The following is a 17486-nucleotide window of genomic DNA, read 5'->3' as shown; positions in this document are numbered from 1 at the left end:
AGGGGCGTCAGGCGGCGGCGCGGCCCGCGGCGTAGATCCGGGCCTGCTCGGCGATGCGGCGGCCGAGGAGCTCGGCGGTGGCGATGTCGGCCTTGTGCACGCCCTCGGGGCCCTGGTCGTTGTCGGTCTGGGCGCCTGCGCCGAGGAAGAAGCCCAGGCGGTTGACGTCGTTCTCGGAGGCCACGGAGCTGTTCCAGCCCGGCAGCTGACCGAGGCCCACCCAGTGCATGCCGTGCTGGGCGGCGAGGATCGTGAAGAACTGCAGGGTGTGCAGCTTGTCGCCGCTCTTGGAGGCGGAGTTGGTGAAGCCGGCCGCCAGCTTGTCCTGCCAGGCGCGGGTGTACCAGCGGCCGGAGGTGGCCTCGGCGAAGACGTGGAAGGCGCCGGAGGCGGTGCCCATGTAGGTGGGCGAGCCGAAGACGATGGCGTCGGAGGCGTCGAGCCGCTCCCACTGCGCGTCGGTGATCTCGGCGACGTTGATCAGATGCACGGTGGCACCGGTGTCCGCGGCGCCGGCCCGGACGGCCTCGGCGAGGACGGCGGTGTGGCCGAAGCCGGAGTGGTAGGCGATGGAGACGACGGGGGTGGTCACGGCGGGTACTCCTCGGGATGCCGGTGGGGATCGATGAGGAAAGGTAAGCACTAACTTTTGGAAAGCGCAACCTTCTGGAGAGCGCTGTGCGGGAGTATCGTGTTCACATGACGACGAACAGCACGGCCGGCGAGGGGTGCGACGCGGCGGCGGACGAGCGACTGCCCTTCGACGTCTTCGCCCGCAGCTGCCCCTCGCGGGAGACCCTGGGGCACGTCACCGGTCGCTGGGGCGCCCTGACCCTGGGCGCGCTGCGCGAGGACAGCCTGCGCTTCAACGAGTTGCGCCGACGCGTCGACGGCGTCAGCGAGAAGATGCTGTCCCAGACGCTCCACGCGCTGGAGCGGGACGGACTGGTGCACCGCGAGGCGCAACCGACGAACCCGCCCCGCGTGGACTACCGGCTCACTCCCCTGGGCCGGGAGATCACCGAGCGGCTGATGGGGCTGATCGACCTGGTCGAGGCCCGCATGCCCGACGTTATGACGGCACGCGGGACGTACGACGGCGAGCGCGCCTGACCGCCGTCCGGACCGTGAGGTGGCGCTACGCCGTGGGGCGCGGCGGGCGCTGGCAGCGCGGGCAGAAGTAGCTGGAGCGGTTCATCCAGGGCCGGCGGCGCATGGGCGTGCCGCAGCGCCGGCAGGGCTCGTCCTCGCGCCCGTAGGCGTCCAGCGAGCGGTCGAAGTAGCCCGATTCGCCGTTCACATTGACGTAGAGGCTGTCGAAGCTGGTGCCGCCCGCCGCCAGCGCCTCGTTCATGACCTCGCGGATGTGCAGCAGCAGTTCGGCGGTGCGCGGGCGGGTCAGGCCGGCGGTGGGACGGTCGTAGTGCAGCCGGGTGCGCCACAGCGCCTCGTCGGCGTAGATGTTGCCGACGCCGCTGATGAGCGACTGGTCGAGCAGCGCCCTCTTGATCGTCGTCCGGCGGCGGCGCAGCGCGCTGTGGAAGGCGTCGTCGTCGAAGGCCGCGTCGAGCGGGTCGCGCGCGATGTGGGCGATGACGTCCGGCAGCCCCTCGGGGTCGCCGGGCACGGTGTCGTGCAGTGAGAGGCCGCCGAAGGTGCGCTGGTCGACGAAGCGGAGCTCGGTGGCCTTGTCGTCGGCGAAGCGGATCCGGACGCGCAGGTGCTTCTCGTCGGGCGAGCCCTGGGGCTGCACCAGCAGCTGGCCGCTCATGCCCAGGTGGGCGAGGACGGCGCGGTCCGGTGCCGTCGTCTCCCCCACGGGTTCGACGGGCAGCCACAGATACTTGCCCCGGCGCCGGGGGGTGCCCAGCCGGTGGCCGACGAGCCGTGCGGCGAAGTCCTCCGGGCCGGCGAGGTGGCGGCGGACGGCACGCGGATGCAGCACCTCGACCTGGGCGACCGTACGGCCGCCGACCCAGCGCTCCAGTCCGCTGCGGACGACCTCGACCTCGGGCAGCTCGGGCACCGCACTCCCTCCAGGGGGTGTCACGACGTCCGGGCGGGCCCGCTGGTGCGGGACCCGCCCGGAGGTCAGGGATGAGCCGGGTGCGTCAGCGGGACGCGCCCCGTGCGTCGGCGGCGCCACCGGCGTCCGCCTTCGCGGCCGCGGCGCGTGCTTCCGCCGCGCTGTTGATGGCGCGCCAGGCGGACTCGGCCGCCTGCTGCTCGGCTTCCTTCTTGCTGCGGCCGGTGCCGGTGCCGTACGCGACACCACCGACGCGGGCAGCAGCCGTGAAGGTCTTCTCGTGGTCCGGACCGGTCTCGGAGACCAGGTACTCCGGCACCCCGAGACCCTCGGTGGCGGTCAGCTCCTGGAGGCTGGTCTTCCAGTCCAGGCCGGCGCCGAGGTTCGAGGACTTCTCGATCAGCGGGTCGAAGAGCCGGTGGATCAGCTCCGCCGCCGCCTCGAGACCCTGGTCGAGATAGACCGCCCCGATGACCGCCTCCAGGGTGTCGGCGAGGATCGAAGCCTTGTCCCGGCCGCCGGTGCCCTCTTCGCCCCGGCCGAGCCGGATGAAGGCGCCGAGGTCCAGGCCGCGGCCGACCTCCGCCAGCGCACGGGAGTTGACCACCGCGGCCCGCAGCTTGGCCAGCTGGCCCTCGGGCAGGTCGGGGTGGGTGCGGTAGAGCGTGTCCGTGACCACCAGGCCCAGCACGGAGTCCCCGAGGAACTCCAGCCGCTCATTGGTGGGCAGACCGCCGTTCTCGTACGCGTAGGACCGGTGCGTCAGCGCACGCACCAGAAGGGCGGTCTCGAGTTGGTACCCGAGCCGCCCTTCCAGAAGCGTGTGGGACGAGGCCGTGTCCACCGGCGCCGGTTCATGCCCGCGGCTGCGGGACGGCGTACTGGCGTCCGACATGAAGCCTGTCACCCGCCGATCAGACCGCGAGGACCTGGCGCTTGTTGTAGGTGCCGCAGCTGGGGCACGCGATGTGCTGCTGCTTCGGCTCGTGGCAGCGCTCGCACGCCACCAGGGGGGTGACCGCAGCCTTCCACTGCGACCGGCGGTGGCGCGTGTTGCTGCGCGACATCTTCCGCTTCGGAACAGCCACGGCTACTTCTCCTGTGTGTCATCCCCGCCGGAGCGGGGTGCGTTGTCCTTCTCGCCGTCCATCTCGGATCCGGCGAGTCCCTGCAGTGCCGCCCAACGAATGTCGACGGCATCGTGGTGGTGGTCCGGGTCGTCCGCCAGCCGCGCTCCGCAGTCGGAGCACAGGCCGGGGCAGTCTTCCTGGCACACCGGCTGCAGCGGCAGTGAGAGCACCACCGCGTCCCGCAGCACGGGTTCGAGGTCGAACAGGTCGTCCTCGAGGAAGAGCGTGTCCTCCTCGTCGTCCTCGGCGTCGTCGTCCGTCTCCGCGATGCGGCCACGGGCGTCGGCGTCGGGGTAGGAGAACATCTCCTGGAAGTCCGCTTCGAGCTCTCGCTCCAGCGGCTCCAGACACCTTACGCACTCCCCCGAGAGCGGCGCACGGGCGGTGCCTGTGACAAGCACCCCTTCCATGACCGACTCCAGGCGGAGGTCGAGCTCCACCGCGGCGTTCTCGGCGACACCGATGACCTCGATACCGAGGTCGGCGGGGGCCGGGACGGAACGGGAGACCCGCTTCAGCGCGCCGGGACGCCGGCCCAGCTCGCGTGTGTCGAACACGAGAGGGTTGCGGGGATCGAGGCGGGCGTTCAGGGCTTCCTGCTTTCTACGCTGCGGTGACGGCCGGCCCCCGGGCGCTGAACGCGCGGAGGGCAGCCCGGATCGCGGACGTACACGCGACCGAAGAGCCAGGATACTGGACGGGCCGCCGTGGGCCCAATCCGGACCCGTGCGAACGGGACGGAACGGCCGGGAACGGAGGCTCGGCCCGGGTCCGCCCGGGGTCAGCCCCCCTGCCCGTACGGCCCGGCCGCCTCCCCGTACGGCGGGTGCGCGGCCTCCTGGACCGGCCAGGCGTACGGGTCCGGCTGCTGGGGGTAGCCGCCGGGGACCGCGTAGGGATCCAGCTGGGGTGGATGGGGGCCGGCGGCGTACGGGTCCTGGACGGCGTAGTCGAAGGCCGGCGCTGGATGGCCCGTCCAGTCCCCCGGCGCCGTCCCTCCGGCCGCCGCGGCGGCCTCCGGCACCAGGGGGGCCGATGGGACGGGAGAGGGCTCCTGGGCGGCGGCGAGACCCGCGAGGAAGTCGGCGTCGGCGACGGGACGGGGGCCCGGCACGTGGTCCTGGACGGCCAGATGCGCCGCCAGCTCCTCGTCGGGGCGGCCCGCCAGCAGCTTCTCGCGGCCGCGGCCGACCGCCCGGAGCGTCTCGGCCAGCGCGGCCGACGCCTCGCGCGTCGTGGTGCGCGCCCGGGCGTCGCGGTCGAGGGCGCCCATGGCCTTGGTGAGCACGGCCTCGGCGTGGGCGAGCCGGCCGTCCGCGTAGTCGTCGGCCCCGGCGCGGACGCCGGCGGCCTCGCGGCGGGCCTCCTCCAGGATGCGCCCCGCCTCCTCCCGGGCCTCGCGGGCGACCTCGGTGTCGGAGATCAGCGAACCGCACCGGTCCCGGGCGGCCCGCAGGATTCCCTCGGCCTCCTCGCGGGCCTCGGCGACCAGCCGCTCCCGGTCACCGATGACCTCCTCGGCGCGGGCCAGGGAGCCGGGCAGGCCGGCCCTGATCTCCTCCAGCCGGGCGAGCAGCTCGCCGCGATGGAGGACGCAGGAGGCCGACATGGGCAGGGCGCGGGCGGCGGCGACGGTCGCGACGATCTCGTCGAGCTTCTTCTGGACGTCCACGGTGACGCTCGCCACCTCCCGGGGCCGACGGCACGAACGGGACGACTGTAGGGCCGGCGGGCCCCGCCCGGCAGGAACTGACGCAAGGTCAGTTCGTCAGTGCTTCTCCAGCCGCTCGTTCAGTGCCCGGAGCACCAGCGGCGGCACCAGGTGGGAGACGTCGCCGCCCCAGGCCGCGACCTCCTTGACCAGACTGGAGGACAGGAAGCTGTAGGTGGGGTTGGTGGGCACGAACAGCGTCTCGACGCCCGAGAGGCCGTTGTTCATCTGGGCCATCTGGAGCTCGTAGTCGAAGTCGCTGACCGCCCGCAGGCCCTTGACGATCGCCGGGATGTCCCGCTGCTTGCAGAAGTCGACGAGCAGGCCGTGGAAGGACTCCACCTCCACATTGCCGTACTCGGCGGTGACCTGCCGCAGCAGCTCTATCCGCTCGTCGACGGTGAAGAGGCCCTGCTTCGACTTGTTGATCATCACCGCGACGTGCACGACGTCGTACAGGCGCGACGCGCGGGCGATGATGTCGAGGTGTCCATTGGTGACGGGGTCGAACGACCCCGGACAGACGGCGCGGCGCAACGGTGATTCCTCGCTCTCCGGTCCATTCATGACGTGCCCGTTCCCGATCCGGTGGTGCACGCCGAAGCGGCGCGACCGTACCAAAGCGTTCCCTCGCCGTAACGACGGGCCCTCAGCGCCTCGAACCCCTCCGGCCATCCGAATTCCCCGCCGCGCGTGCTCCTCTCCACAGTGATCAAAGCGTCGTCCGTGAGCCAGCCCCGGGTGCGGAGTGTGAGCAGGATCTCGCGGAGCGCGTCGTCGTCGACCACGTACGGCGGGTCGAGGAAGACCACGTCGTACGCGTCCGCCGGCGGTGCCCCGGCGATCACCTGCTCCGCCCGGCCCGTGCGCACCTCGGCGCCCGGCAGGCCCACCGCGCGCACGTTGTCGCGGATCACCCGGACCGCGCGGGCGTCCGCCTCGACCAGCAGCACGTGCTCCGCGCCGCGCGAGAGCGCCTCCAGGCCGACGGCGCCCGAGCCGCCGTAGAGATCCAGCACGCGGGCGCCCCCCAGGGTGCCCAGCAGGGACTCCCAGGTGGAGAACAGGCCCTCGCGCGCCCGGTCGGAGGTGGGGCGGGTGCCGGTGCCGGGCGGCACGGCCAGGCGGCGTCCGCCGGCGGCGCCGGCGATCACGCGGGTCATGGGTCTCGGAAGTCCTTCGCGGTGTGGTGGGACGGGGCGGCGGAAGGTGCCCCCGGAAAGCGTATGCCGTCGGCGGTGCGCCGTCCCCACGGACCGGTCCCCCACGGGTCTCCCGGGCTCAGCCCTTCTCCAGGAACTCCTCGCGCTCCTTGTCCAGCAGCGCGTCCAGCGCCGTGCGCAGCTCGGGCAGGCGCGCCAGCTCCGGGTCGGCGGCGACGACCGCCGCGGCCTCCTCGCGGGCCGCCACGATGACCTCCTCGTCGTCGATGACCGCGAGCATGCGCAGCGAGGAGCGCACGCCCGACTGCGCCTGGCCGAGCACATCGCCCTCGCGGCGCTGCTCCAGGTCGATGCGGGAGAGCTCGAAGCCGTCGAGGGTGGCGGCCACCGCGCCCAGCCGGGCCCGGGCCGGGCTCGCCTCGAACGCCTCGGTGACCAGCAGGCACAGGCCGGGCGCCGCGCCACGGCCCACCCGGCCGCGGAGCTGGTGCAGCTGGGAGACGCCGAACCGGTCCGCGTCCATGATCACCATCACGGTGGAGTTGGGGACGTTCACACCGACCTCGATGACCGTCGTGGCGACCAGGACGTCCACCTCGCCGGCCGCGAAGCGGCGCATCACGTCGTCCTTCGCCTCGGGCTGCATCCGGCCGTGCAGCACCTCCACCCGCAGCCCGGCGAGCGGGCCCCGGGAGAGCTCCTCGGCGACGTCGAGCACGGCCAGCGGAGGACGGCGCTCCGCCTCGTCCCCGGCGGACTTCTTCTTCGGGGCGTCCTCCTCGTCGCCGATGCGCGGGCACACCACGTACGCCTGGTGGCCGCCCTCGACCTCCTCGCGGACCCGCTCCCAGGCGCGGGCCAGGAAGTGGGGCTTGTCCTTGGCGGGGACCACATGGGTGGCGATGGGCGAGCGGCCGGCGGGCAGCTGGTCCAGGACGGACGTCTCCAGGTCACCGAAGACGGTCATGGCGACCGTGCGCGGGATGGGAGTGGCGGTCATCACCAGCAGGTGCGGCGGTTGCTTGCCCTTGGAGCGCAGGGCGTCGCGCTGCTCGACGCCGAAGCGGTGCTGCTCGTCGACCACGACCAGACCCAGGTCGTGGAACTGGACCTTGTCCTCGATCAGGGCGTGGGTCCCGACGACGACGCCCGCCTCGCCGGTGATCAGGTCGAGCAGTGCCGCCCGGCGGGCGGCGGCGCCCATGGAGCCGGTGAGCAGCACCACCTTGGTGCCCTGGTCGGCGCCGCCGAGCATGCCGCCCTCGGCGAGGTCGCCCATCATCTCCGTGATCGACCGGTGGTGCTGCTGGGCGAGCACCTCGGTGGGCGCCAGCATCGCGGCCTGGCCGCCCGCGTCCACCACCCCGAGCATCGCGCGCAGGGCCACCATGGTCTTGCCGGAGCCCACTTCGCCCTGGAGGAGGCGGTGCATGGGGTGCTCGGTGGCCAGGTCGCCGAAGATCTCCGCGGAGACCGTGCGCTGGCCGTCGGTGAGGGTGAACGGCAGCCGGGCGTCGAAGGCGTCGAGCAGTCCGCCCTCGGCGGGCTTGCGGGCCACGGCCGGCAGCTGGGAATCAGCGTGCCGGCGGCGGGCGAGGGCGACCTGGAGGACGAAGGCCTCGTCCCACTTCAACCGCTGCCGGGCGTCCTCGAGGTCGGCCTTGGTACGCGGCCGGTGGACCTTGCGGAAGGCCTCGGGCAGGGGCAGCAGACCGCGGCCCTCGCGCAGCGCGGCCGGCAGCGGATCGGCGACCTCGGCCCAGCCGGAGGCCTCCATGGAGGCGAGCACGACGTCGAGGCAGTTGGAGATCTTCCAGGACTCCATCTGCGAGCAGGCCGGGTAGAGCGGGATCAGCTGCCCGGCCCACGCCGCCACGGTGTCGGCGCCGCTGTCCTCGCCGAGCATCTCGTAGGCCGGGTGGGAGAGCTGGCGGACGTTGCGGAACGTGCCGACCTTGCCCGCGAACATGCCGCGGCGGCCGGGGACGAGCTCCTTCTGGTGGTGGTAGATCGACCGGCCGAAGAAGACCAGCTGGAGCCTGCCGCTGCCGTCGGTCAGCGTCACCTCCAGCCGCTGGCCCCGGCCGTGGTTGAACTTGTGCACCCGGGCGTCGGAGACCTGCGCGACGACGGTGACGTGCTCGTCCAGCGGCAGGTCCGCCAGACGCGTCAGCTCGCCGCGCTCGGCGTACCGGCGCGGGTAGTGGTGGAGCAGGTCGCCGACCGTGTGCAGGCCGAGGTGCTCGGCCAGCACCTTCGCGGTGTTGCCGCCGAGCGTCTTCTTCAGAGGTTCCTGGAGCGCGGGCACGGGTCCATTGCACACCACGCCACCGACAGCGCGGCCCATCCGCCGCCGGTGCGGCCTATTCGATGCCGATGAGCAGGGGCGCGGAGCGCTGCCCGCCGTGGTAGACGACCGTGTCCACGGCCAGGTGACCGCGGCGCACGTGCCGCCGCAGACGGTCGGCGACGTCGTCGGGGACCCCGGCGCCGAGCACCAGGGTGACCATCTCGCCGCCCGCTGCCAGCATCCGGTCCAGCACGGTCTCGGCGGTGGCGGCCAGCTCGGTGCCGATGACGGCCACGTCCCCGTCGATCAGGCCGAGCACGTCCCCGGCCTGGCAGACGCCGGCCATCGTCCAGGACTGCCGCTCGGCGACGGTGAGCTCGGCGTAGCGGGTGGCGCCGGCGGCGGACGTCATGGCGACGACGTCCTCGTCGAAGCGGCGGTCGCTCTCGTGGACGGCCAGGGCCGCGATGCCCTGCACCGGGGAGCGGGTGGGGATCAGGGCCACCCGTACGCCCTCGGCGCGGGCCTGCTCGGCCGCGGCGGCGGCCGTGTGCCGCAGATCGGCGTCGTTGGGCAGCAGGACGACCTCGTGGGCGTGGGCGCGCCGGATCGCCTCGACCAGCTCGCCGCTGGCGGGCGGCTCCCCCGGCCGTACGGCGACGACCGCGGCGCCGGCGTCGGCGCACAGCTCGGCCAGGCCCTCGCCCGGGACGAGGGCGACGACGGCCCGCTGGGCACGCTCGCGGACCCGGCCGGCCTCCTGGCGGGCACCGGCGAAGTGGGTGATGCGGATGCGGTGCGGCCGCCCGGCGTCGACGCCCGCCTCGACGGCCGCGCCGGCGTCGTCGACGTGCACGTGGACGTTCCACAGGCCGTCGCCGCCGACCACGACCAGCGATTCGCCCAGGGCGTCCAGCCGGGCCCGCAGCCGGCCGACGGCCTCGTCGTCCGCGTCCAGCAGATAGATGACCTCGAAGGCCGGAGCGGAACCGGACGGCACCTCGCCGCCCTCGCCGCCGAGGTCCGCCGGGCAGCCGCCGGCCGACCAGTCGTGCGCCGGGACCGCCGCGACGGCGGCCGCGGGGACCGGCCCTGGCCTGCCTCCCGTCAGGGCCTCGGCCAGCGCGCCCAGCACCTCGACGAGGCCCTTGCCGCCGGCGTCCACGACCCCGGCCCGCCCGAGGACCTCCAGCTGGCCGGGGGTGGCGGCCAGGGCCTCGCGGGCGCCCTCGTGGGCGGCGCGGGCGACGGCGGCGGCGTCGCCGGCCGTACCGGCCGCCGCCTCGGCCGCCGCGGCGGCCACGGTGAGCACGGTGCCCTCGACGGGGCGGGCCACGCCCTCGTACGCGGACTCCACCGCGCGGCTCAGCGCCCGGCACAGCAGCGCCCCGCCCGCGGTGTCCGGCCCCCGGCGGCCCTCGTCGCCGGCCGCCAGGACCTCGGCCGTGCCGCGCAGCAGCTGGGCGAGGATCGTCCCGGAGTTGCCGCGGGCCCCTATGAGCGCGCCGTGCGCCATCGCCCGGACGGCCTCGGCGAGGCCGGGGCGGGAGCCGGGGCCGGTGGTGGCGTGGCCGTCGAAGACCGCGTCGACGGCGCGGGCGGCGGATTCGACGGTCAGGTAGAGGTTGGTGCCGGTGTCGCCGTCCGCCACGGGGTAGACGTTGATCGCGTCGATCTCCTCGCGGGCCCGGCCCAGCGCGTCGAGCGCCAGCGCGCACCAGGTCCGTACCGCATCGGCGTCCAGCGTTCGCGGCACGTGGGTCCTCCTCCTGGGCTGCGGGCGGTGCTGGAGCAGACTAGACCCGCACCGGGCCGCCGGGGGCCGGCCGGGCGGGGTCCGGGCCGGTCATGGTAGTTTCGTTGTCCAGGAGCGGTCGTTGTATGCTGCTCCGGTTGCCTGACGAGAGTCGGGCCATCCCCCTGGCAAGCCAAGTCACCTACGACCCGGCACGCCGGGATTTCCCGTAAGTGCATCTGAAGTCTTTGGAGTGACCCGTGGCTGCCAACTGCGACGTCTGCGGCAAGGGGCCGGGCTTCGGCAACAACATTTCGCACTCGCACCGCCGTACGCCCCGTCGCTGGAACCCGAACATCCAGCGTGTGCGTGCCGTGGTCGGTCGGACGCCGAAGCGCCTCAATGTCTGCACCTCGTGCATCAAGGCCGGCAAGGTCTCGCGCTAACTAGCTAGTAGCGCGGCAGCCTCGCCGTCTTGAAAAGCCGGTCCCCCTCGGGGGGCCGGCTTTTTGCCTTTGCGGCCGGCTTCTCGCCTTACGGGAAGCGCCAGCCGTGGTGCACCGGGCCGATGCCCTCGCCCAGCGGGAAGCCCGCCGCGATCGCGCCCGTGACGTAGTCCTTGGCCGCCGTCACCGCCTCCGGCACCGACGCCCCCTTCGCCAGCCCCGCCGCGATCGCCGACGCCAGCGTGCACCCCGTGCCGTGGGTGTGCCGGTTGTCGTGCCGGGGGGCCCGCAGGAGGAGTTCGGTGGTGCCGTCGGTGAGGAGGTCCACCGCGTCGCCCTCCAGGTGGCCGCCCTTGATCAGGGCCCAGCGCGGGCCGTGGGCCAGGACGGCCTCGGCCGCGGGCCTGAGGTCCGCCTCCACGCGGACGCGTACGCCCGTCAGCCAGGCGACCTCGTCCAGGTTGGGCGTGGCGACCGTGGCGCGCGGCAGGAGCTCGGTGCGGACCGCCTCCAGCGCGGAGGCGGCGAGCAGGGCGTCGCCGTGCTTGGAGACGCCGACGGGGTCGACGACCACGGGCGCTTCGACGTCGGCGAGCAGGCCGGCCACGGTCCGTACGAGTTCGGCGGAGGCCAGCATGCCGGTCTTCACCGCCTGGACGCCGATGTCGTCGACGACGCTGCGGAACTGGGCCCGCACCACCTCGGCGGGCAGCGGCCAGGCGCCCTGGACGCCCCGCGAGTTCTGGGCGGTGACGGCGGTGAGCACGCTCATGCCGTGGGTGCCGAGGGCGAGCATCGTCTTCAGGTCGGCCTGGATGCCCGCACCGCCGCCGGAGTCGGATCCGGCGACGGTCAGGACGCGTGGGGGTATCGGCATGACGCCGAATCTACCCGCCGGGTCTCAGTCCTCGGGTTCGAGATCCCCGAAGTGGTCCCAGCCGCCGGCCTTGTCCCAGGGGGCGCCGTCGACGGTGACCTGGGGCAGGGCGGAGGGGTTGACCACCTCGCCGATGATCTTCCAACGGGCGGGCAGCTTCACGTCGGCCGGGAAGGTGGCGACGATGGCGTGGTCCTCGCCCCCGGTGAGCACCCACTGCAACGGGTCGACGCCGACGGCCTGGCCGATGTCGTACATCTGCGTGGGCACGTCGATGGCGGCGGTGCGCAGGTCGATGCGGACGTTGCTGGCCTCGGCGATGTGGCCGAGGTCGGCGATGAGGCCGTCGCTGACGTCGGTCATGGCGGTGGCGCCGAGCGCGGCGGCCGCCGGGCCCGCGTGGTACGGCGGTTCGGGCCGGCGGTGGGCCTCGACGAAGGCGCGGGGGGAGCGGAAGCCGCGGGAGAGCACGGCGAGGCCGGCCGCGGACCAGCCCAGCCAGCCGGTGACGGCGACGACGTCGCCGGCCCGGGCCCCGGAGCGGGTGACCGGCTCGTGGTTGCGCAGGTCGCCGAGGGCCGTGATGGCGACGGTGATCGTCTCGCCGCGCACCACGTCGCCGCCGACCACGGCCGCGCCGGCGACCTGGCACTCGTCGCGGATGCCGTCCATCAGCTCGGTCGGCCAGGTGGCGGGGAGCTCGGCGGGGACGACGAGGGCGAGCAGGACGGCCGTGGGGACGGCGCCCATGGCGGCGATGTCGGCGAGGTTCTGGGCCGCGGCCTTGCGGCCCACGTCGTAGGCGGTGGACCAGTCGCGGCGGAAGTGCCGGCCTTCCAGGAGCACGTCCGTACTGGCCACGACCCTCCGGTCGGGCGCGGCGACCACCGCGGCGTCGTCACCCGGCCCGAGACGGACCGCCGGGGTGGTGGTGAGCCGGGAGGTCAGCTCTCTGATGAGCCCGAACTCCCCCAACTCGCCCACGGTGCCTTTCACTGAGCTCCTCCTCGGAGTGTCGCTTGCCCTGGTTCGTGACCGTTCCCGCGCCGCGCAGGCCGCGCGGGTCTCCCCGCGCCGTGCGGCGACGCGGTACCGTGGCGTCTCTTCTCCCCACATGATCCTCGTAGCCGGCCCTTGGAGGTTCCGTGGTACAGGCGTACATCCTGATCCAGACCGAGGTCGGCAAGGCGTCGACCGTGGCCGAAGTCATCGGAAAGATCGAGGGAGTGATCCAGGCCGAGGACGTCACCGGGCCGTACGACGTGATCGTGCGCGCCCAGGCGGACACCGTCGACGAGCTCGGCCGCATGGTGGTCGCCCGGGTGCAGAAGGTGGACGGGATCACCCGCACCCTGACCTGCCCGGTCGTCCACATCTAGCTCCCCCGTATGCTCGGCCGGTGAAGACTTCGCTTCGCCGGCCCCTCGGCCTGCCCGCTCTCGCCCTGCTGTGCGTGTCAGCGGCCGCCTGCGCGGCCCCGGACGACGGGGCGAGCCTGGCGGTGCCCACACCGCCGGCGCGGCAGGCCGGGCTCTGCCGGGCGCTGCACGAGCGGTTGCCCGACGCGGTGGACGGGCGGCGGCGGCGTACCGCCGATCCGGTCTCGGACCTCACCGCCGTGTGGGGCGACCCGGCGATCTCGCTGCGCTGCGGGGTGGAGCGTCCCAAGATCCTTACGCCCGGCACCGAACACTACAACCCCACGACCGATGCGGTGGAGATCGACGGTGTGGAGTGGCTGCCGGAGCGGCAGCCGGACGGCTCGGTGCGCTGCACCACGACGCTGCGGCAGGCGTGGGTGGAGGTGACGCTGCCCAGGAAGGTGGTGGGCGGCGCCGGCGACATCAGTGCGCTGACCGATCTCGCCGACGCCGTCCGGAAGACGGTCCCGGTGGGCGTTCTGCCCTGATCCGTCGCCGTTTCCGGTGCCGTGTTCCCGGTGCCGTCCGGCCGTGCCCTAGCGCAGGCCGGTGGAGCGGCGCAGGGCTGCCTGGACGAGCCGGTCGACCAGCTCGGGGTAGCTGACGCCGGTCTCCTGCCACATGCGCGGGTACATGGAGATCGGGGTGAAGCCCGGCATGGTGTTGATCTCGTTGATGACGAACTCGCCGTCCTCGGTGAGGAAGAAGTCCGCGCGGACCAGTCCCTCGCAGGAGGCGGCCTCGAAGGCCTCGACGGCCAGCTCCTGGACCCGGCGGGTCTCGTCCTCGCTCAGCGGGGCGGGCACGATGCCGGAGGCGGAGTCGATGTACTTGGCCTCGAAGTCGTAGAAGTCGTGCGCGGAGACCGGGGGGATCTCGGCGGGCACGCTGGCGCGCGGGCCGTCCTCGAACTCGAGCACGCCGCACTCGATCTCACGACCGCGCAGCAACGATTCGACCAGGATCTTCGGGTCGTGGCGGCGGGCCTCGGCGATGGCCTCGTCCAGGCCGGAGAGATCGTCGACCTTGGTGATGCCCATGGAGGAGCCGGCGCGGGCGGGCTTCACGAACAGCGGCCAGCCGTGCTCGCCGGCGAAGTCCACGATCTTCTTGCGGGCGGCCGACGGGTCGGTCTCCCACTCGCGGGGGCGGATCACCTCGTAGGGGCCGACGGGCAGCCCGAAGGAGATGAAGACCCGCTTCATGTACTCCTTGTCCTGACCGACGGCGGAGGCGAGGACGCCGGCGCCGACGTAGGGGATGCCGGCCAGGTCCAGCATGCCCTGGAGGGTGCCGTCCTCGCCGTAGGGGCCGTGCAGCACGGGGAAGACCACGTCGACCTCGCCCAGCGCCTTGGGGACGGCGCCCGGCTCGGTGTAGACGACCTCGCGGCTGCCGGGGGTGGTGACGGGCAGCAGGACGCCGCCGTCGGCCGAGTCGGTGAGGTCCTCGACGCTGGGCAGCTCGCGGCCGGCGATGGCCATCCGCTCCGGGTCGTCGGCGGTCAGTGCCCACCGGCCGTCACGGGTGATGCCGATGGGCAGCACCTCGTACTTGGTCCGGTCGATGGCGCGCAGGACGGCGCCCGCGGTGACCACGGAGATGGCGTGTTCGGAACTGCGGCCGCCGAAGACGACCGCGACACGCGGCTTCCGGGCAGTGCTCTGGGGGGAGGTCTCGCTGCTCATATCGCGACGAGCGTACCTGCTGGGAGCGGGTGCGTCAGTGCCGCTCGGGCTTGGCGCTGCGCGACATGAGCTCCTTGAGGGCCACCATGGGCGGCTTGCCCTCGTGGACGATGCCCACGACCGTCTCGGTGATCGGCATGTCGACATGGTGACGGCCGGCCAGATCGAGCACGGACTCGCAGGACTTGACGCCCTCGGCGGTCTGCCGGGTGACGGCGACGGTCTCCTCCAGCGTCATGCCGCGGCCGAGGCAGGCGCCGAAGGTGCGGTTGCGGGAGAGCGGCGAGGCGCAGGTGGCCACGAGGTCGCCCATGCCGGCGAGGCCGGCGAAGGTGTGGGCGTCGGCGCCCATGGCCAGGCCCAGCCGGGTGGTCTCGGCGAGGCCGCGGGTGATGAGGGAGGCCTTGGCGTTGTCGCCCAGGCCCATGCCGTCGGCGATGCCCACGGCCAGGGCGATGACGTTCTTCACGGCGCCGCCCAGTTCGCAGCCGACGACGTCGGTGTTGGTGTACGGGCGGAAGTAGGGGGTGTGGCAGGCGGCCTGGAGGCGGGTGGCGACGGACTCGTCCCGGCAGGCGACCACGGCAGCCGCGGGCTGCCGGGCGGCGATCTCCTTGGCGAGGTTGGGTCCGGTGAGGACGGCGACGCGGTCCGGGCCGACCTGGGCGACCTCCTCGATGACCTCGCTCATGCGCTTGGCCGTGCCCAGTTCGACGCCCTTCATCAGCGAGACGAGGACGGTGTCGGACGGCAGCAGGGGCGCCCACGCGGTGAGGTTGCCGCGCAGGGTCTGGGAGGGGACGGCCAGGACGGCGAAGGCGGCGCCGGCGGCGGCCTCGGCGGGGTCGGTGGTGGCCCGGACGGTCGCGGGGAGCTCGGTGCCGGGGAGGTAGTCGGGGTTGACGCGGCCGGTGTTGATGGCGTCGACGAGGCCGGCCCTGCGGCCCCACATGGTCACCTCGCAGCCGGCGTCGGCGAGGACCATCGCGAAGGCGGTGCCCCAGGATCCGGTGCCGTAGACGGCGACACGCGTCACTTGCTGTCCTCCTCGGCCCGACCGGCGTCGTTCGTGCCCTCCGCCTGGCGGCGGCGGGCGGACGCGAGGGCCTTCCTGTGGTTGTAGGGCTCGGCGGGGGCGTCCTCGCCGCGGAGTTCGGCGAGGAGGTCGGTGATGGCCCGCATGATGAGGTCGGTGACCTCGCGCAGCACCTCGGCGGTGGGTTCCTTGCCGTAGTAGGCGCTCAGGTCGACGGGCGGGCCCGCCAGCACCCGGAGCGTCTTGCGGGGAAGGAGCCGGAGCTTCTTCTCCTTGGCGTACGGCGGCATGGCCTCGTTGGCGCCCCACTGGGCGACGGGGATGACGGGGGCCTTGGTGAGCAGGGCGACGCGGGCGGCGCCCGTCTTGCCCTCCATGGGCCACATGTCGGGGTCGCGGGTGAGGGTGCCCTCGGGGTAGAAGGCCACGCATTCGCCCCTGTTGATGGCGTCCACGGCGGACCGGAAGGCGGTGGCGGCGTCGGCGGATTCCCGGTAGACGGGAATCTGTCCGGTGCCGCGCAGGATGGCGCCGACGAAGCTGCCCTTGAAGAGGCCGGCCTTGGCGAGGAAACGCGGGACGCGCCCGGTGTTGTACTGGAAGTGGGCGTACGACAACGGGTCCAGATAGGAGTTGTGGTTGACCGCGGTGATGAATCCGCCGTCGGCCGGAATGTGCTCCGTTCCCCGCCAGTCCCGCTTGAAGAGAACCACGAGCGGCGGTTTCGCCAACACCGCCGCGAGGCGGTACCAGAAGCCGATTCTGTGGCGGGACACTCGGACACCCTTCTGTCGGGACCTGGAAGCTGCTGCGGGTCTTGTGCTCACCCGGGGGCCGGACAAGTGTCGCCCCAGGTACCCGGTCTGTCGAGAACACCGTAACCCCGCGTTCCGGTCATGGCGGCGGCAGCGGGTGAGAATGGGGCCGAAGCGAAGAGAGGGGGCGGATGTGGTCTGGACGCTGGTGGTGCCGCTGAAACCGCTGATGCTGGCCAAGAGCCGGCTGCGGGCGGGCGCCGGGGGGCTGCCGGGACCCGCGCTCGCGCTGGCCTTCGCCCAGGACACGGTGGCCGCCGCGCTGGCGTGCGCGGCGGTGCGCGATGTGGTGGTCGTCACCCGGGATCCGCTGGCCGGCGAGCGGCTGGCCGCCCTGGGGGCCCGGATACTGCCCGAGCCGGCGGGGGACGGCGGGCTGAACGCGGCATTGGCGCACGGGGCCCGTACGGTCCGCGGGGACCGCCCCGGGGCCGCGGTGGCGACGCTGAACGCGGATCTGCCGGCATTGCGTCCCACGGAACTCGGGCGGGTGCTCGAATTCGCCAGGGAATTCCCTCGCGCATTTCTCGCGGATGCCGCGGGAATCGGTACGACGCTGCTCGCCGCGGCACCGGGAACGGAATTGGCTCCGGCGTTCGAGGGACGTTCACGGGCCCGGCACAGCGCCTCGGGGGCGCATGAGATGGATCTGCCGGGGGTGGATTCCGTACGCCGGGACGTGGACACCGAGGGGGATCTGCGGGCGGCGCTGGCGCTGGGCGTGGGGCCGCGCACGGCGGCGGTGGCGGCCGTGGCCGGTGGCGGGCGGGCGGCCCACTAGGCTGCTGGCATGCAGGCCACCGCGTACACCTTCGACCCTCAGACCCGCTCCGGGAGCGTCCTCCTGGACGACGGCACGCCCGTGCCCTTCGACACGGCGGCGTTCGACGCCGGCGGGCTGCGGCTGCTGCGGCCGGGGCAGCGGGTGCGGATCGAGTTCGCCGGGGGCGGCGAGGGCGGCCCGGTGGCGGACCGGCGCGTGACCCTGGTGACGCTGCAGACGTTCTGACGGGACCGGGGGGGGGGAGGGGGGGGCCCCCCCCCCCCCCCGGGGGGGGGGGCCCGGGGGGGGGAGGGGGGACGGGGGGGGGTGCGGGGTTCGTGGGGGGGGGGGGGTAAGGAAGGGGAGAAAGAAGGGGCAAGCGACT

21 protein-coding genes are annotated in these 17486 nt (G+C 73.4%); 6 read left to right on the top strand and 15 right to left on the bottom strand.

The genetic code is table 11. From position 1 onward, the window contains the following. Window positions 1-7 precede the first annotated feature (7 nt). Window positions 8-592 carry a flavodoxin family protein gene (locus AC07BS_RS21310; protein WP_478933816.1) on the bottom strand — a complete coding sequence of 195 codons (585 nt, stop codon included), beginning with the start codon at window positions 590-592 and terminating at the stop codon, window positions 8-10. Between the two features lie 107 nt (window positions 593-699). Between AC07BS_RS21310 and AC07BS_RS21305 the strand changes: the two genes are divergently transcribed. Further along, entirely contained in the window at window positions 700-1113 is a 414-nt protein-coding gene (locus AC07BS_RS21305) for a winged helix-turn-helix transcriptional regulator (RefSeq protein ID WP_478650201.1), read from the top strand. 25 nt (window positions 1114-1138) lie between these two features. On the opposite strand, the gene mutM is transcribed toward AC07BS_RS21305, so the two are convergent. From mutM to AC07BS_RS21260, 9 genes are all read right to left on the bottom strand, one after another. Next, window positions 1139-2026, bottom strand: a complete 888-nt coding sequence (gene mutM, locus AC07BS_RS21300; protein WP_478650199.1) for a bifunctional DNA-formamidopyrimidine glycosylase/DNA-(apurinic or apyrimidinic site) lyase — start codon at window positions 2024-2026, stop codon at window positions 1139-1141. An 85-nt stretch (window positions 2027-2111) separates the two neighbouring features. Beyond that, window positions 2112-2921, bottom strand: coding sequence for a ribonuclease III (gene rnc / locus AC07BS_RS21295; protein WP_478650197.1), 810 nt, complete (start codon window positions 2919-2921; stop codon window positions 2112-2114). 19 nt (window positions 2922-2940) lie between these two features. Continuing rightward, entirely contained in the window at window positions 2941-3114 is a 174-nt protein-coding gene (gene rpmF, locus AC07BS_RS21290) for a 50S ribosomal protein L32 (RefSeq protein WP_086575354.1), read from the bottom strand. A 2-nt stretch (window positions 3115-3116) separates the two neighbouring features. Beyond that, window positions 3117-3713, bottom strand: coding sequence for a YceD family protein (locus AC07BS_RS21285; protein ID WP_478650195.1), 597 nt, complete (start codon window positions 3711-3713; stop codon window positions 3117-3119). 224 nt (window positions 3714-3937) lie between these two features. Then, window positions 3938-4843 carry a cell division initiation protein gene (locus tag AC07BS_RS21280; RefSeq protein ID WP_478650193.1) on the bottom strand — a complete coding sequence of 302 codons (906 nt, stop codon included), beginning with the start codon at window positions 4841-4843 and terminating at the stop codon, window positions 3938-3940. A gap of 81 nt (window positions 4844-4924) precedes the next feature. After that, window positions 4925-5404, bottom strand: a complete 480-nt coding sequence (coaD, locus tag AC07BS_RS21275) for a pantetheine-phosphate adenylyltransferase (RefSeq protein WP_478650383.1) — start codon at window positions 5402-5404, stop codon at window positions 4925-4927. A gap of 26 nt (window positions 5405-5430) precedes the next feature. Next, complete coding sequence (rsmD, locus tag AC07BS_RS21270; RefSeq protein ID WP_478933812.1) at window positions 5431-6030, bottom strand: 16S rRNA (guanine(966)-N(2))-methyltransferase RsmD; 600 nt, start codon at window positions 6028-6030, stop codon at window positions 5431-5433. A 118-nt stretch (window positions 6031-6148) separates the two neighbouring features. Further along, window positions 6149-8377, bottom strand: coding sequence for an ATP-dependent DNA helicase RecG (gene recG / locus AC07BS_RS21265; protein ID WP_478650189.1), 2229 nt, complete (start codon window positions 8375-8377; stop codon window positions 6149-6151). Window positions 8378-8393: 16 nt separating this feature from the next. Continuing rightward, a complete protein-coding gene (locus tag AC07BS_RS21260; protein WP_478933890.1) occupies window positions 8394-10115 on the bottom strand; it encodes a DAK2 domain-containing protein in 1722 nt (573 codons plus the stop codon). Between the two features lie 200 nt (window positions 10116-10315). On the opposite strand from AC07BS_RS21260, the gene rpmB reads away from it, so the two are divergent. Then, complete coding sequence (rpmB, locus tag AC07BS_RS21255; RefSeq protein ID WP_015036441.1) at window positions 10316-10501, top strand: 50S ribosomal protein L28; 186 nt, start codon at window positions 10316-10318, stop codon at window positions 10499-10501. Between the two features lie 88 nt (window positions 10502-10589). On the opposite strand, the gene thiD is transcribed toward rpmB, so the two are convergent. Continuing rightward, a complete protein-coding gene (gene thiD / locus AC07BS_RS21250) occupies window positions 10590-11378 on the bottom strand; it encodes a bifunctional hydroxymethylpyrimidine kinase/phosphomethylpyrimidine kinase (protein ID WP_478650187.1) in 789 nt (262 codons plus the stop codon). 24 nt (window positions 11379-11402) lie between these two features. Next, window positions 11403-12374: a thiamine-phosphate kinase gene (locus AC07BS_RS21245; protein WP_478650185.1), complete on the bottom strand. Its 972-nt coding sequence runs from the start codon at window positions 12372-12374 to the stop codon at window positions 11403-11405. A 149-nt stretch (window positions 12375-12523) separates the two neighbouring features. On the opposite strand from AC07BS_RS21245, the gene AC07BS_RS21240 reads away from it, so the two are divergent. Both AC07BS_RS21240 and AC07BS_RS21235 read left to right on the top strand, forming a co-directional pair. Continuing rightward, entirely contained in the window at window positions 12524-12757 is a 234-nt protein-coding gene (locus AC07BS_RS21240; RefSeq protein ID WP_478650183.1) for an Lrp/AsnC ligand binding domain-containing protein, read from the top strand. A 20-nt stretch (window positions 12758-12777) separates the two neighbouring features. Then, window positions 12778-13287 carry a DUF3515 domain-containing protein gene (locus tag AC07BS_RS21235; protein ID WP_478650181.1) on the top strand — a complete coding sequence of 170 codons (510 nt, stop codon included), beginning with the start codon at window positions 12778-12780 and terminating at the stop codon, window positions 13285-13287. A 48-nt stretch (window positions 13288-13335) separates the two neighbouring features. Here the strand turns inward: AC07BS_RS21235 and AC07BS_RS21230 are convergent, their stop codons facing one another. From AC07BS_RS21230 to AC07BS_RS21220, 3 genes are read right to left on the bottom strand one after another with little or no spacing between them, the layout of a single operon-like run. Beyond that, window positions 13336-14487 (bottom strand): D-alanine--D-alanine ligase family protein, encoded by a 1152-nt coding sequence (locus AC07BS_RS21230; RefSeq protein ID WP_478933808.1) that lies wholly within the window; start codon window positions 14485-14487, stop codon window positions 13336-13338. A gap of 34 nt (window positions 14488-14521) precedes the next feature. Continuing rightward, a complete protein-coding gene (locus tag AC07BS_RS21225; protein ID WP_478650177.1) occupies window positions 14522-15523 on the bottom strand; it encodes an NAD(P)H-dependent glycerol-3-phosphate dehydrogenase in 1002 nt (333 codons plus the stop codon). Then, on the bottom strand, window positions 15520-16299 hold the full coding sequence (locus AC07BS_RS21220) for a lysophospholipid acyltransferase family protein (protein WP_478650175.1): 780 nt from the start codon (window positions 16297-16299) through the stop codon (window positions 15520-15522). Before AC07BS_RS21220 ends, AC07BS_RS21225 begins: the two co-directional genes overlap by 4 nt. A gap of 142 nt (window positions 16300-16441) precedes the next feature. Between AC07BS_RS21220 and cofC the strand changes: the two genes are divergently transcribed. Next, window positions 16442-17119, top strand: a complete 678-nt coding sequence (cofC, locus tag AC07BS_RS21215; RefSeq protein ID WP_478650173.1) for a 2-phospho-L-lactate guanylyltransferase — start codon at window positions 16442-16444, stop codon at window positions 17117-17119. Window positions 17120-17128: 9 nt separating this feature from the next. Beyond that, window positions 17129-17347, top strand: a complete 219-nt coding sequence (locus AC07BS_RS21210; RefSeq protein WP_478650171.1) for a hypothetical protein — start codon at window positions 17129-17131, stop codon at window positions 17345-17347. Window positions 17348-17486: the final 139 nt, after the last annotated feature.

The organism is Streptomyces sp. NPDC044063 (assembly GCF_056434285.1).
The sequence above is the reverse complement of the archived record's forward strand: the minus strand, read 5'-3'. Positions and strand labels throughout refer to the sequence as shown.